The organism is Chryseobacterium sp. UNC8MFCol (genome assembly GCF_000482305.1).
Classification (GTDB): domain Bacteria; phylum Bacteroidota; class Bacteroidia; order Flavobacteriales; family Weeksellaceae; genus Chryseobacterium; species Chryseobacterium indologenes.
In genome coordinates, this window is sequence record NZ_KI535291.1 from 395,805 (window position 1) to 410,029 (window position 14,225).

Below are 14,225 nucleotides of genomic sequence, written 5' to 3' on the forward strand. Positions count from 1 at the left end.
AAAAAATTGATCCGGTAGTTCAGCTGGTTAGAATGCCGCCCTGTCACGGCGGAGGTCGCGGGTTCGAGTCCCGTCCGGATCGCAAAAAGTCTTCTAGAAATAGGAGACTTTTTTTATGGTGCAAAACTGGTATATATACGATTTATTGATATTTTAGTCGTTAAAACAAAATCAATGTCGAGAGGAAAATTTATTCTGCTTTCTATTCTTAAGACTTGGGGCATTTCCCTACTTATTTCTGTTATTTTTCTGATCATCTTTTTATATGTACTCCAAGGGTTAAAGAACGTCCAAGAAATTGCGATATGAGTGGATTGGCTTATGTTTTTGTAGTTTTTTGGATAACATTTCTGAGTTCGGTTTCATTGAGCAGTCTTTTGTCACTTTTAAAACAGTTTCAAAAAGGAATAATGTCAGGTTTGTGCTGGTTTTTATTACCGGCAGTAGTGATCCTTTATTCTTTTTTTGCGATAACCAACGGAAAGATCAACGTGCAGGAAACTGTACTCTTTTTAATCTTGAATATTCCCTGGATGCTGGTTTGGATATTTTATTATTACAGATTTACCACTGTAGTCAAGTGACAATTTTTTACTTCAATTGTGGGCTATAGAATCCCGGCTGATAGAATTTTCTGGATCTGAAGTAGAAAAAAACCGATATAAAACTTATTGCTTGGCATTGAATGTTATGATGGAAGAGATCTCATATGATAAAGTACACCTAACAGGTTTCAATAAACTGTTAGGTTGGTTGGTAAATGATTGCGGATATTAGTAGGTCAGTTGATTATTTACATAATGAATTCAAAGGGTAAAGTATCCTTTTCCTGAAGGTGGCTGTACAAAATAGGACGTCCCGTATGTATTTCCTGCCCGGAAAAAATCTGTTGACATAACATGAAAATGATATTTTGTCAAAATAATAGATAATCTATGCATCAATTCTTTAACAAATTATTAAATATAAATTGCTGTGTTTGGTTGATATTTTCTTTATATTATAGAGAAATAAGTGATTTTTTTAATTTAGTTTTGCGGTTTAGAACAGCAGCTAGAGAATTTTCAGGATGTTTATCAACAGAATAAAAGAGCTTATTTTCCGTGCATTTACGATAAAAATAGATTCAGAAAGAATTTTTGGACTGGACGTACTGCGTTTTTTTGCAATAGGCTTCGTCGTGATATCTCATGGTTTACATTATCTTCCTTATGCTGATTTTTTACTGAATTTTATGCTGGATGGGGTCACGCTGTTTTTTGTTTTAAGCGGTTTTTTGATCGGAGGGATATTAATAAAGATTTTAAACCGCAAATCCTTTGACAAAAAAGCATTGCTGAATTTCTGGATCAGAAGGTGGTGCCGAACGTTGCCCGCTTACTTTTTGGTTCTGGTTATTTTACTTATTTTGGATATCCTGTTTACTCCCGGGTTTTCCATCACTCATGAATTCAGATACTTTCTCTTCATTCAGAACTTTGCCTTTCCCCATCCTGAATTCTTTGCTGAAGCATGGAGCTTGAGTATTGAAGAATGGTTTTATTTATTAATTCCTATTTTTCTATATGTTTTGATCAGCCTAATGAAACGGGATGTACGGTCATCAGTACTTCTGGTTATCATTTTCATTATTCTTTTTACGACTTTGTTCAGACTATACCGTTATTCGGTATCAGATATTCCCCATGATCTCAATTTCTGGGATCTGAACTTCAGAAAACAGGTTGTCACAAGACTGGATAGCCTGATGTATGGCGTTTTGGGAGCGTATATAAAATATTATTATTCAAAAATATGGAATAGCTATAAGAAGAAACTGTTTTATGTAGGCCTGGTCCTGATCCTGATCAGTCAATTGTCTTTTATAGAATTGCTTTCTCACGCAGGGGACCTCTTTTTTTCTGTATTTTCTTTTAGCGTGATGTCTGTCGGAACGCTCTTGCTTTTGCCCTTACTGAGCACTTATAAAGACGGACCATCTGTCATTTCCAAACCGGTAACCTGTATTAGCCTTATCTCATATTCGATGTACCTTGTCAATCTGACATTTATCCAGACATGGATTATAGGCCGGATGTTTGTTCATAAGCATATATTTCATTATTTCATTTCTTCTTCTTATGTTTTGTTTGCAGTATATCTTATCCTTTGTTTTATACTATCTTTCTTTTTATACAAGTATTTTGAAATTCCGACCACTCAGCTGAGAGATAAATGGGTAACAACCAAAAAAAACGTGACTCCATGTGACGACGGTCAGATCTTCTGATAAAAAAAATTACTGCCATAAGACAGTAAATAATGTTTTGTGATACGGTGCAGATCAGTGACTTTTAGTAACACAAATGTGTATTATTTAAAAGGCTGATCCTTTTGAGCTGCTGTAAATTCGGTCGGAATCACTTAGTATTTTGTATGGATAAGGTATCATTGTCTGAGTTTATTTTACGATAAAAACTTTAATTGACGAATCAACTTTGCTAGACCGAATTGTTGGTGCAGCTTCTTTATGTCATGGTTATGATTATATTGTAAAGCACTGCTGTTCTGAGTAATATTTTTTTTAAAAAGCATCAGAGTTCTCATTGAGCAGTTTTCTCCGTGTTTTCAAAGAAAGTACAATCATGAAAGCACTTTGCAAATGTAAAAGTCTTCATTTTGAAAAATACTACACTTTTGTGTAGATTTGTACTACGGATCTTAAAACTACTCTTTGGGGTAGTGCCTTGATGATACTAAAGAATATGAAAGAGATTGACCGGTTTTTTAACGATAAAAATGAAGTAAGCAAGAATGCCGAAATTGATTATAGCCAGTCCACAGATTATCTGGAGGGAATAAAAGCTCTTGCCCGGACTACATATCAGAGTTTATATGTCATTAACTACCAAACCAGGGGATTTGAATATGTATCTGAAAATCCGCTTTTCCTATGCGGGAAAACTTCAGAAGAAGTAAAGGAACTGGGATATGCTTTCTATTTTCAGAATGTGAAACCCGAAGATGTGGAAATGCTGATCAAAATCAATAAAGCAGGATTTGAATTTTATGAAACAATCCCTGTTGATGAACGAAAACTATATTCTATTTCTTACGATTTTTATCTTATCAACAGTGGAAAAAACCTTGTTCTGGTTAACCATAAGCTTACCCCCATGTTTCTTACCGCAGAAGGACAGGTCTGGAAGGCATTATGTGTAGTCTCTCTTTCTAACAGTAGCTCTTCAGGAAACGTTGTTTTGAGTAAAGAGGGAACTGATATAATCTGGAAGTACGATTTTACCGAAGATATATGGGTGAAAAGTGAGAAAATCAGGTTGTCGTCAAGAGAGTATGAGATCTTACGCCTGTATGCGAGTGGAATGACAATTAATGAAATTTCCGGGAAACTTTTTATTACTGCAGATACAGTGAAATTTCACCGGAAAAAACTATTCGAAAAAATTGGAGTTAATAATATTGCGGAAGCATTAGGATACGCTAAAACGAATAAATTACTATAAAACGCTATTTTTTCTTACCGTTTTTTTACGGTATTTTTAATAATCTCTTTTGTGATTCAAATTTAGGTCTGATATTTGTACTGGGTAGCCAAACTAAATGACCTGATCTATTTATGAAGAACATATCTGTGAAAAAAACAATTTTATTTGCCTGCTTTTGTACCCTGTTTCTTATTTCATGTAAAAAAGAAATAGAAAAGGTAAGTGATACATTCAAAGAGACGGTTTCCGGATCTGATGTATCCGAAATAGAAAAAGATTCTGTAAAAAAAGATTCAGTACCTGCAGTAAAAAAAGAATCCGTTCCGCCGGTAATGCAGGAGAATGGTTTCTATAATGCCTTTGTCCTTCCTAAAGACAAGAAGGTAAGAGATTCTGTATATTCTGCTTTCAGCAAAAAGTACAGCGTTGAAGAACGTACTGCTATTCTCGCTTTAAACAGGCTGGACTCCAAGAGTAAATGGAATGCCGATACTTTGGTTGTTCCGGCTAAAATAGATACAACTTTGATGGCCTACTCACCATTTCCGATGCAGCTGGATGTACTGAGTGGTGTTAAGAAATTCGTCATCTTTTCATATCCTATACAAGCTTTTGCCGTATATTCCAACGGAAGTCTTGTAAAATGGGGTCCTACAAGTATGGGTAAAAAAACAGCTCAAACAACCAGAGGACTTACTTTCGCCAACTGGAAAAAGAAGTTGTCTATTTCTACGGTAAGCACAGAATGGAAATTACCTTATAATTTTAATATTCACAATATCGGAGGAATCGGATGGCACGAATATACGCTTCCGGGATATCCGGCCTCACATTCTTGTTTAAGATTACTGAGAAAAGATGCCCAATGGCTGTATTCCTATGCTGATACCTGGATCCTTAATCCCGGAGGAGCTACGACAAAGGCAAAAGGAACAGCTGTGATGGTGTTCGGGGATTACAAATGGGGAGGGAGAAAACCTTGGAGAAAGCTTTTGGATGACCCTAATGCCAATAATATTTCAGTGGAAGAACTCACTAAATTATTAGAACCGGATGTTCCTAAGATGTTGAAAGAACAGGCAAACAGGGAAAAAGTAGCTGACTCTATTAAAACAGCAAGAGCAATGGCTCCGGCTGTTCAAAATAAAAGTGGAGATTCTTTGTCTAGGTAATTTTCTTTTCAAACTGTAAAGTAGATTCTTCAGCAAATTTTCTGAGTTTAAGCATCTCATCTTTCCCTTTATGTTGCCCAAATCTTGCAGCAGCATAAGTAAGAAGAATAAAAAATAACATGACAAAAGAAGCGCTCAGTGCCCAGGGGTACTCGGCGCTTTTTATTTGTTTTTCCACGTAATACATGGTAAAAAATGTCATCCAGAAAATAGAAAAAGAAAAATACAGGAACATAAAAAAAGTCCACACCGCTGAACTGGGACCAAATACTCCGCGGATCACCGTTTGTTCGTCCTCAATCTCTACCCGTAATGAGAGACGCGGTTTCCAATAGTTATCATACGGCGTTTCAACACTGATTGTTGCCACCTCCTTATTGATATTTCCCGAGAATTCATCTTGATGTTCTGCCAGATATTTTTTTAGATTTTCAGCATACTCTTCTTTTGTCAGATGAGTAAACATCTTAAACCTGGGCCGTGTTCTTATTTTATCTAACGTTGTTTCTTCTGTTTTCATATTCTATTCTTGATAAGGAATCGGATCTTCCAACGTAAACCTGATGGTCAGTATTTCGTTTTTTCGCTGGATTTCCATGTTGATACTTCGCCCTTCCTCGGATTTCATAAGTTCAATCATTCTTTCCAAAGTCATCTCAGAGGTCTTACTCCCGTTAATACTGATAATACGGTCATCCCTTTTTAAACCTGCCTCATAGGCAGGTGAGTCTTTCCGTACTCCGGCAATAGAAAAGATGGGCTTTAAGGAAAACTTATATTGAATAGCATCCCTGTGTATGATATTGCCACCATCTGCATTCTGAGTTTCCACACTGATCTTGTCCGGTTGCCACTCTAAACCATCCTGCTTGAAATCCAATCCGCTCATATTAAAATGGAAGGGGTCGGTAAAATTCCTGTTTTTTTTCAAATATAACTTTTTGTTGGCATAATCAAAAATAACAGTAAACCGGCGCATGATTTCCCCGCCAATTGAACCTTTTCTGTCTTCTACTAAATTCACATGTTGAATAGAAAATTCGTCAGGCATTGCGGTAAGGGGTTTTTCAAATACAAAACTTCCCAGATAAAAATTGTGAATCCTGCTCCTTTTGCCATAGATGTCACCATTGAACCCGCGTCCCAGAAAATCCTCAATATTGGGTCTGTTGTACACGAAATCTTTAATAAGAGCCGGGAAAAGCCATATGGCATCACTATTCCCGAGATCAATCAGTAGTTTTGAGTCTTTTTTCTCTTTCGTCATTTCTACATCGGCGTGGAGATAGGGCTTATTTTTTTCAATAGTAATCGGAAATTCTTCAAACCTTCTGATTTTTTTTTGGAGAAGATCTATGCTTTCATATACGGTTATTTTCTTTGCCATATAATCGATGACAACCGGATGATCTTTAAAAAAATGATAACCGATGACTCCGTTGACCGGGATTCCTATGTGGGCTGAAATATTAAACTCTTCATTCATAATGATGTAGAGCGACATGGACGTATTGATGATAGCATCTCCGATACGAACTACATTCCGGTCAGATTTCAGACCATCCATACTTAAACTTCCTCCAAGACCCGAAAATTTTATTTTTTCAACATTTTTTAGGTTAATTTCTTTATTTTCCAGACTGAAGAGAATCGTTTCTGCAACTCCTGTATCAAGTAGCAAAGTAAGTTCGGCTCCATTGACGGTGACGGGAATAAAGATAAGATTGTTGATAAATTTAAATGGAATAACCGCTTTCTTGGCATTAATGAGTTCAAATGAGTTTTGAGCATACATGAAAATGCTGAAAAATAAACTCATCAAAAGAAGCTTTGGTTTCATTTACTGAATTTACTAAAATTATCTTTATTATAATAAAAAAACATTCCAAATACAGGAATGTTTGTATGAACTTCAATGAAGTGCTATGTTTTGTTGAGTTTTTTTGAATGGAGGATCTTTGGTTATTTGGAGAAAAACTCCATTAAATCCATATAATTTTTCTGATTAACCCCATGACCACTCATATATTCTCTGAAAGTGAAATAACAGCTCAGGTCATATAACAAATCAGCAGCTTTTCGCCCCCATTCCAATGGGATTACAGCATCATCCGTACCATGGGAGATAAAAAAGCGAAGCTTTTCCAGTTTCTTTTTATCCTTCACAATATGATCAAGAATCTTTTCTTCCGGATAGGCACTCATACAAGCCACATAATTAAACAGGTCAGGATATTGTAAAGCTAAAGCATAACATAATATTCCACCCTGGCTGAAACCGCATAAATGAGCTCTGCTTTCGGTAAGGCCATAATGATTGATGATTTTTAAGATGTTTTCCAATACTGCACTCAGAGATTCCTTTGCCTGCGGTAAATCAATAAAGCTTTCAGGATCATTAAAATTGATATCATACCATGAATATCCTTCAAACTGAGTATTTCTTGGTGCCCTGAAGCTGATGATAATCCAGTCTGCAGGAAGCGTTTCTCTGAAACTGAAAAGGTCCTGCTCATTACTTCCATAGCCATGAAGCATAAAAAGAATAGGAGTGTTCGGGGTAATATTTTCGGGTTCTCTTACTAGATAGTCTAAATTCATACAGCAAATATACTTAATAAATTATTTTGTAAATCTTAAGTTTTATTATTCATATATGGAATTCAAATGATCCTGTGTTGTCTATGTAATGATTATTTGAATGTACTGTTTTATTGGGTTTTATGTCTTGATTCGTAATTTTATTAATTTCATATTTTTTGTAAATTTCTAATGAAAATTTTACAAAAAAAATATTTTTATATTAATAAAAAACTTATATTTGGAACATTAAAAAATCTATTTGAAGAAATGAAGCAATTTTACAATTCAAAAAGTTTACTCAGACTTTCTCTTTTATTCGTTTTATTATTTTCTGTATTTAACGTGGTCAGTTCTTGTAAAAAAGATGACGATGACGACGGGTATAAAGACCATTTGGTTCAGTTTGAAGTGAAAACATCTGCTGGCGGAGAGATTATCGGTATCGCCACACAAGTCGGTACTACACAAAGTATGATGTTTAATACTCCTACAACACCTTTAAATTCACCATGGTCTAGTGGAGAATTCTTTGTAAACTCAAGTCAGGCCCAGCTCAATCTGGATGCTAATGCGAAATTACCGGCTGCGGATTCAGAATTGATTATCAACCTTTATATTGATGGAGAAGTTGTGAGAACAGTTAAGAAAAAAGGACAAGGAGAATTGGTTGCTTCAATTGACTATAGCTTCCTGGAACCTTAATCTTACTATGTATATAAAATAAAAACCGCTGATAAGCGGTTTTTTTATTCCTCTATCATACGTTGTTGTATAGCACGATTGATCAGTTCTGTTGAGTTTTTGGCCTGGAACTTCTGGAGCAGATTTTTGCGGTGAGTATCTACGGTAAGCGGACTTAAAAATAATTCTTCCGCGATGACATTACTCGTCTTTCCCTGCGCTACCATTTGCAGAATCTGTTTTTCCCTTTTGGTGAGTCTGGGAATGGGCAAGTCATTTTGTGACGGTGGCCGGCTGATAATATGCTTGGTTTCGTTACAGAATACAATATTTCCTGAAAGAGCTCCTTTAATGCATATGACCAGTTCATCTATCGAGGTATTTTTCAGCAAATAACCGCTGGCTCCATTTTGTATAGATTGCATAATGATGCTTCTCTCAGAGCGGTTGCTAAACATAATCACTGAGATTTCCGGTGATATTTTTTTAATTTCTCTGCAAAGCTCAGTACCATTGCCGTCAGGTAAGGCAATATCTAAAAGGATGATGTCCACTTTATGATTTTTCACAAAACTGATGATTTCTGAGCCCGATGTAAACGTTTCAGCAATATTAAAAAAAGATTGGCTGCCCAGCATCATTTTCAATCCTTCAATCACAATGGGGTGGTCATCTACAATGACAATATTTATTTTTTCATTCTCCATCTATATTAAGTTCTATATTAATGGTTGTTCCTTGAGGATCGGAGTTGACTTCCATTTTCCCTTTCAGATAATTCACCCGATTATTAAGATTTCTAAGGCCCAGACTTTTTGTAGTCTTTTCAATATCTTTATTAAATCCTTTTCCGTTATCTTCAATGGTGATGAGGAAACTTTCACGGGATTGAGAGCATTGCAGCAAAATACTGCTGGCCTGAGCGTGTTTTACCGCATTGGCCAGAAGTTCCTGTACAATCCTGTAAATATTAAGCTGGATACTTAAAGGAAGCTTTTTTTCAATATCCATAGGCTGAAAGTAAATATCGAGGTCTTTACGTGCATAAAACTCACAGAGATCACCCAATGCGGTCTCCAATCCGAATTTCAGGAGCGATTCCGGCATCAGGTTTCTTGCTACATGCCTGAGCTCCGTTACAGAATTATCCAATTGATTCAGGATTTTATAAAAATCTTTATCATGCTCCGGATTTAAATGATTGGATGACCAGGTTGAAAGGTTGATTTTAACTCCTGCCAGCATTCCCCCAAGACCGTCATGCAGATCTTTTGCAATGCGTTCCCGTTCTCTTTCTTCCCCGTCCAGAATTGCCTTGGTAAGGGCTAATTGTTCTTTTTGCTTAATGTCTTCTATTTTTTGCTGAAGATTTATTTCTTTTTGTTCAGACAGCTTTTTGTTCTTCTTATACAAAATGAACAGGAATATTAAAAGACTTAAAAAGAATAACAAAATGAGACTTAGCACCCATAAATAGGAGTCTTTTTTGTTGACCTCCATTTGCTTTTGGTTCTTTTCAGCATTCAGAAATGCTATTTTTTTCTCCTTTTCCAGAGCACTAAATTTAGTTTCCAGTTTATTGATTTCAAGTTTTACGTTTTCTGCATTCAAACTGTCATTTAACTTTGAATATTTCTTTTCCCACACTAAGGCCTGGCCGGGATTTCCCATAATTTCATTGATCCCTGACAGATGGCTGTATATTGTTTTTCTGTTATTAAGATCCTGGGCGAGCGTTTTTTCTGCCAGGATTTCTTCCAATAGATTTTTGGCTTCCTTATATCTCTTTAATTTTTTAAAAATGTCATATTTATGGAAGTAAAACATCTGCATCTGTAGTTTCTGATTGTATTTTTTAGCATATGACAATCCTTTTTCTATCATTTCTAATGCTTCTGTATGCTCCTGCAGACCTATAAAGTACAGGGCTTTGTTATAATAGTACAAAGTATTTGAAGATGATTCGCGATAAGGGCGAACCATTTCTCCAGCTTTATTCAGAAACTGTTTTCCCGAACTGCATTTTGCCTGATAGCAATAATTGCTGCTGGTATTGAGGTACGCATAGAACAGCTCGGTGGAGTGAGGGGCATTTTTCTCAAGAATCTGAACCGCTTTTTCATTATAACTTTTTGCTTTTTCGAATTCGGCATTGTAGGTAAGCATCAGGGCAAGTTGAGTGTACAAAAAGCCGAGAACTTTAGTATCTCCGTATTTTTCTGCAGTAGGAATGCTTTTTTCAAGCATGGTTTTAATCAGGAAAGGATAACCTTCCTTATTTTTTTGTACGATACCGTAGTTATACCAACTCATGGAAGTATACAGGGCGGCTTTTTTGCTTTTTAAAAGAGATAAAGATTTAATAGCTTTATCAAAGGATTCTGCTGCTTTTTCTTTGTTGACATCCTGGTAATATTGCCCCTCATAATAATAGTAAAGAGCAGCTACAAATGGGTCGTTTCCGCCACTTTTCTTTCCGTTTTCCAGATAATTTCTGCTGAGAATTGTATCGGTATTTTTATAATAGGCGGATAACAGGAAGTACGTATGGGCCTGGGAAATATTGTTTACCTTATTGTTGGCGGAAGATCGCAGACTGTCTATATATTTTTTCTCATTCAGGGGAAACAGTCCTTGTCCCTGTAATAAAGGATGCAACAGAATATATAAAATGCACAGCAACCGTTTCATGGATCTTAATTTCAGTATGAAAAGTTTAGTTTTTTAGTAAATGTGAATATACTTAAAATAATAAGGATGAAAAATACCTAAAACTGGGTAGAAATGACAGGGAAAAATGGGCGGAATGACCAGCCGTGCTATGAGAGCATTAAATTAAAAATCTTTACTTGATCATCAGTCCTGATGTGATACAGATGAAAATAATATTAATATTTTGATGTGTTTGTTTTAATAATTTTCATTTATATAGATTTATATTTTTGAAATTATTAATTTCGTATTTAAAATCACAGCATAGTGAAACATCAGGAAAAAACCAGCCTGATCAGGAAGGAGATTAATCAGTCCTATCAGCAACTCAAAGAAAGATATCCTTTGTTGAAAAAGCAGGATAGTATTGGATTGGGTATTTTTTTAGTCTCAATCGCAGCGATTATTAGTACTTCAGTCAGTTGGTCCCAAGCTGTTGTTCCAACATGGCTTATGATTATCATTAATGCTTTTTTTATGGGGATCCTTCATGAAATAGAGCACGATCTTATTCATTGGCTTTATTTCAGAAAACAGAAAGCGGTGCATCATTGTATGCTTTTTACAGTATGGATTTTACGTCCGTTAACTGTTAACCCCTGGATCAGGCGTACATTGCATTACCATCACCATAAATTCTCAGGAACATTGCATGATGTGGAAGAGCGGAGTGTAACCAATGGAGAACGATGGTCCGTTAAGCGATTGCTGATGACCCCTGACATTGTATTTGGAGGTCTGCTTCGCCTCCATCACATGCATAAGGATATGGACAGGGAAGTGGCAAGCGGCAATCTTAAAGAGGAAACTTCAGCTGCTTTAAAAAGAATTACTTTTTTAAGTATAATACCTGTGACCATTTTTGCCCATATTGTATTATATCTGTTTTTTGCAGACTTATTAGTAAAGCTGATCAACGTTCAGCTGGGGACAGATGTTAGTTTGCCATACTACATTAATGGTCTGCTCAGTTCTCTGAATATAATAATTTACACCATTCTATTGCCTAACCTGTTGAGACAGTTTTGTTTGCATTTTATCACTTCCAATATGCATTATTTTGGAGATGTTGAAGAAGGTAATGTCATCGAGCAGACCCAGGTATTGAATGTTTGGTGGACTTTTCCTATGCAGCTGTTTTGTTTCTTTTTCGGGTGGACGCATAGTATTCATCATTTTGTAGTGAATGAAACCTTTTATGTACGTCATATCGGCCGGAAAAGGTCACATGAAGTGCTGAAGAAATATGGAGTGCGTTTCAATGACCTGGGAACCTTCAAAAGAGCCAACCGTTTCCGGGAACAGGCGCAATAAGAGAATATTTACAGATTGATTTTTAAAAATCCGGTGAATAAACTACCCAAAAGCAGGTAGAAAAAAATACTTTTTTTTTGATGATTGCGATGCCAAAAAATCTATGATAGTTTTGGAGGCAGAAACCATAATAGAAAACGTAATTATTACATGGAAAAAAGAATTTTTATACTGGGAATGGTATTCATTTTTAGTAGTATGTATGCACAGAGAATCCAGAAAGGGGAAGCGCAGGTCAATGTGGATATTGGGGTGGCCAACGATTGGGGAATACCTGTTTCAGTAGGAGTAGATTATGCAGTGCACAATGATATTTCTGTAGGTATTCAGGCCAGTTATACTACTAAGAAATATGCAGGTGATATTAAAGGCAGTTGGTTTGGAGCCGGGATCAATGGAAATTATCACTTTAATACATTACTTAAGATTCCCAACAAATGGGACGTATATGCAGGTGCAACACTGGCATATAACTCTTTTTCCTATAAATACAACGGATCAGACTACGATGATTTTGACGGAAAATCTTCAGGCGTAGGTTTTGCCGGACAGGTAGGCGGAAGATACTTTTTTACCAACAATCTTGCTTTTCATGTAGAGTTGGGAGGTGGAACAATAGCTTCCGGTGGCAAAGCAGGACTTACTTATAAATTTTAAATACGGCAATCAAGGTAAACAAATAATATTTTCAATAAAACTTTTCAGAACTTGCAATAATGAAAATTGATGCCAGGACTAAAAATGACAATTTCTCAGGAAAGTACTGAAGTTTTTCACTATTTTTTTTAACGGAATAAAAAAGAGGCTGTCTCAAAAGACAGCCTCTTTTATGAAATAATATTTTTGTTTAAAGTTATTGAACTTTAATAATAAAGTAACTTTTTTTACCTTTCTGAAGCAATAAGAACTTACCGTCAATAAGATCTGTTTCGTTTGCTGTAAATGTGTCGTTTATCTTTTGTTTGTTCACAGAAATTGAATTGCCTTTGATTTCTCTCTGTGCCTCACTCTTCGATTTTAAGAATCCTGATTTTTCAGAAAGAAGATCAACAATACTGATTCCCAATACATCAGCTTTCGCCACTTCTTTTTGTGGAACGCCGTCAAACACTTCAAGGAAAGTTTCTTCATCAAGGCTTACAAGATCTTCAGCAGTAGATCGCCCGAAAAGAATTTCAGAAGCTTTAAGTGCCTTTTCATATTCTTCTCTTCCGTGTACCCAAACCGTTACTTCCTCTGCAAGCTTCTTCTGAAGTTTTCTTTCATGCGGAGCTGTTTTATGCTCTTCAATTAAAGCTTCAATTTCCTCTTTACCTAAGAAAGTATAGAATTTGATGAATCTTTCAGCATCCTCATCCGTTGCATTCAGCCAGAACTGGTAGAATTTGTATGGAGAGGTTTTCTTTTTATCTAACCAGTAGTTTTCTCCGCTTTCAGATTTTCCAAACTTGGAGCCATCCGCCTTAGTGATCAAAGGAACCGTCAGTGCAAAAGCTTCTCCCTGTGCTTTTCTTCGGATTAATTCTGTACCGGTAGTAATATTTCCCCACTGGTCAGAGCCTCCCATCTGAAGCTTTACGTTATTGTTCTGATATAAATGAAGGAAATCATATCCCTGGATCAGCTGGTAGGTAAACTCTGTAAAACTCATTCCATCCGCACCGGATTCTCCTGAAAATCTTTTCTTTACAGAATCTTTGGCCATCATGTAGTTAACTGTGATGTTCTTTCCAACATTTTTTGCAAAATCAAGAAAAGAGATATTTTTCATCCAGTCATAATTGTTTACCAATTCAGCCTTATTAGGACCATTTCCGGCAAAATCTAAAAATTTTGAAAGCTGGTTTTTCAAACAATCCACATAATGTAAAAGTGTTTCTTCATCCAGAAGGTTTCTCTCCGCCGATTTTCCGGATGGATCACCAATCATTCCTGTAGCTCCTCCTACCAATGCAATAGGTTTGTGGCCATGCTGCTGGAAGTGCGCCAATATTTTTATCTGAATAAGACTTCCGATATGTAAAGAATCGGCCGTTGGATCAAAACCAATATATGCAGTAGTTACCTCTTTGTTCAGTTGTTCATCGGTTCCGGGCATCATATCGGCAAATAGACCACGCCATTTCAGTTCTTCTATAAAGGAATTCATTGATTTTTACTTTAAAATTTTACCGTGCAAAGATAGTAAATTCAGTAGGAAGAGAAAACGGTCAGAAAACTAAAATTGTAAGGATGGAAATTTCATAATTTGCTTCCCGCTTTCATTTGCCTTTTCGAG

Annotated in this window: 12 protein-coding genes and 1 tRNA gene; 7 read left to right on the plus strand and 6 right to left on the minus strand. The window is 36.1% G+C overall.

The genetic code is table 11. The features are described 5' to 3' along the window. The first annotated feature begins 8 nt into the window (after positions 1 to 8). The 4 genes from M030_RS0119645 (at position 9) to M030_RS0119680 (ending at position 4,657) form a co-directional block, all read left to right on the plus strand. Positions 9 to 82: transfer RNA gene (locus M030_RS0119645), tRNA-Asp, on the plus strand. Between the two features lie 987 nt (positions 83 to 1,069). Continuing rightward, positions 1,070 to 2,269 carry an acyltransferase family protein gene (locus M030_RS0119665; protein WP_027374971.1) on the plus strand — a complete coding sequence of 400 codons (1,200 nt, stop codon included), beginning with the start codon at positions 1,070 to 1,072 and terminating at the stop codon, positions 2,267 to 2,269. Positions 2,270 to 2,744: 475 nt separating this feature from the next. Beyond that, positions 2,745 to 3,503, plus strand: coding sequence for a response regulator transcription factor (locus M030_RS0119675; RefSeq protein ID WP_027374972.1), 759 nt, complete (start codon positions 2,745 to 2,747; stop codon positions 3,501 to 3,503). Positions 3,504 to 3,616: 113 nt separating this feature from the next. After that, positions 3,617 to 4,657, plus strand: coding sequence for a L,D-transpeptidase (locus M030_RS0119680; RefSeq protein WP_027374973.1), 1,041 nt, complete (start codon positions 3,617 to 3,619; stop codon positions 4,655 to 4,657). Here the strand turns inward: M030_RS0119680 and M030_RS0119685 are convergent. From M030_RS0119685 to M030_RS0119695, 3 genes are all read right to left on the minus strand, one after another. Next, positions 4,650 to 5,177 (minus strand): hypothetical protein, encoded by a 528-nt coding sequence (locus M030_RS0119685; RefSeq protein ID WP_027374974.1) that lies wholly within the window; start codon positions 5,175 to 5,177, stop codon positions 4,650 to 4,652. The genes M030_RS0119680 and M030_RS0119685 overlap by 8 nt on opposite strands. A 3-nt stretch (positions 5,178 to 5,180) precedes the next feature. Beyond that, positions 5,181 to 6,497, minus strand: coding sequence for a retropepsin-like aspartic protease (locus M030_RS0119690; protein ID WP_027374975.1), 1,317 nt, complete (start codon positions 6,495 to 6,497; stop codon positions 5,181 to 5,183). Between the two features lie 122 nt (positions 6,498 to 6,619). Beyond that, positions 6,620 to 7,258, minus strand: a complete 639-nt coding sequence (locus M030_RS0119695; protein WP_027374976.1) for an alpha/beta hydrolase — start codon at positions 7,256 to 7,258, stop codon at positions 6,620 to 6,622. Between the two features lie 249 nt (positions 7,259 to 7,507). Between M030_RS0119695 and M030_RS0119700 the strand changes: the two genes are divergently transcribed. Further along, positions 7,508 to 7,942 carry a hypothetical protein gene (locus M030_RS0119700; protein ID WP_228375293.1) on the plus strand — a complete coding sequence of 145 codons (435 nt, stop codon included), beginning with the start codon at positions 7,508 to 7,510 and terminating at the stop codon, positions 7,940 to 7,942. Positions 7,943 to 7,986: 44 nt separating this feature from the next. On the opposite strand, the gene M030_RS0119705 is transcribed toward M030_RS0119700, so the two are convergent. Both M030_RS0119705 and M030_RS0119710 read right to left on the minus strand, forming a co-directional pair. Continuing rightward, entirely contained in the window at positions 7,987 to 8,628 is a 642-nt protein-coding gene (locus M030_RS0119705; RefSeq protein WP_027374978.1) for a response regulator, read from the minus strand. Beyond that, the gene (locus M030_RS0119710; RefSeq protein ID WP_027374979.1) at positions 8,618 to 10,612 is read right to left on the minus strand and encodes a sensor histidine kinase; all 1,995 of its coding nucleotides are present in this window, start codon (positions 10,610 to 10,612) and stop codon (positions 8,618 to 8,620) included. The genes M030_RS0119705 and M030_RS0119710 overlap by 11 nt, the downstream gene beginning before the upstream one ends. Before the next feature lie 288 nt (positions 10,613 to 10,900). Between M030_RS0119710 and M030_RS0119715 the strand changes: the two genes are divergently transcribed. Then, positions 10,901 to 11,947 carry a fatty acid desaturase gene (locus tag M030_RS0119715; RefSeq protein WP_034733660.1) on the plus strand — a complete coding sequence of 349 codons (1,047 nt, stop codon included), beginning with the start codon at positions 10,901 to 10,903 and terminating at the stop codon, positions 11,945 to 11,947. 150 nt (positions 11,948 to 12,097) lie between these two features. Further along, complete coding sequence (locus M030_RS0119720) at positions 12,098 to 12,604, plus strand: outer membrane protein (RefSeq protein WP_027374981.1); 507 nt, start codon at positions 12,098 to 12,100, stop codon at positions 12,602 to 12,604. Positions 12,605 to 12,800: 196 nt separating this feature from the next. On the opposite strand, the gene tyrS is transcribed toward M030_RS0119720, so the two are convergent. Continuing rightward, positions 12,801 to 14,096 (minus strand): tyrosine--tRNA ligase, encoded by a 1,296-nt coding sequence (gene tyrS / locus M030_RS0119725; protein ID WP_027374982.1) that lies wholly within the window; start codon positions 14,094 to 14,096, stop codon positions 12,801 to 12,803. Between the last annotated feature and the right edge of the window lie 129 nt (positions 14,097 to 14,225).

Excerpts from the sequence above, each read along its gene's own strand:
- M030_RS0119710 (WP_027374979.1), bottom strand. The coding sequence starts at position 10,612 with ATGAAACGGTTGCTGTGCATTTTATATATTCTGTTGCATCCTTTATTA.
- M030_RS0119685 (WP_027374974.1), bottom strand. The coding sequence starts at position 5,177 with ATGAAAACAGAAGAAACAACGTTAGATAAAATAAGAACACGGCCCAGG.
- M030_RS0119690 (WP_027374975.1), bottom strand. The coding sequence starts at position 6,497 with ATGAAACCAAAGCTTCTTTTGATGAGTTTATTTTTCAGCATTTTCATG.
- M030_RS0119680 (WP_027374973.1), top strand. The coding sequence starts at position 3,617 with ATGAAGAACATATCTGTGAAAAAAACAATTTTATTTGCCTGCTTTTGT.
- M030_RS0119700 (WP_228375293.1), top strand. The coding sequence starts at position 7,508 with ATGAAGCAATTTTACAATTCAAAAAGTTTACTCAGACTTTCTCTTTTA.
- M030_RS0119695 (WP_027374976.1), bottom strand. The coding sequence starts at position 7,258 with ATGAATTTAGACTATCTAGTAAGAGAACCCGAAAATATTACCCCGAAC.
- M030_RS0119675 (WP_027374972.1), top strand. The coding sequence starts at position 2,745 with ATGAAAGAGATTGACCGGTTTTTTAACGATAAAAATGAAGTAAGCAAG.
- M030_RS0119705 (WP_027374978.1), bottom strand. The coding sequence starts at position 8,628 with ATGGAGAATGAAAAAATAAATATTGTCATTGTAGATGACCACCCCATT.
- M030_RS0119665 (WP_027374971.1), top strand. The coding sequence starts at position 1,070 with ATGTTTATCAACAGAATAAAAGAGCTTATTTTCCGTGCATTTACGATA.
- tyrS (WP_027374982.1), bottom strand. The coding sequence starts at position 14,096 with ATGAATTCCTTTATAGAAGAACTGAAATGGCGTGGTCTATTTGCCGAT.
- M030_RS0119720 (WP_027374981.1), top strand. The coding sequence starts at position 12,098 with ATGGAAAAAAGAATTTTTATACTGGGAATGGTATTCATTTTTAGTAGT.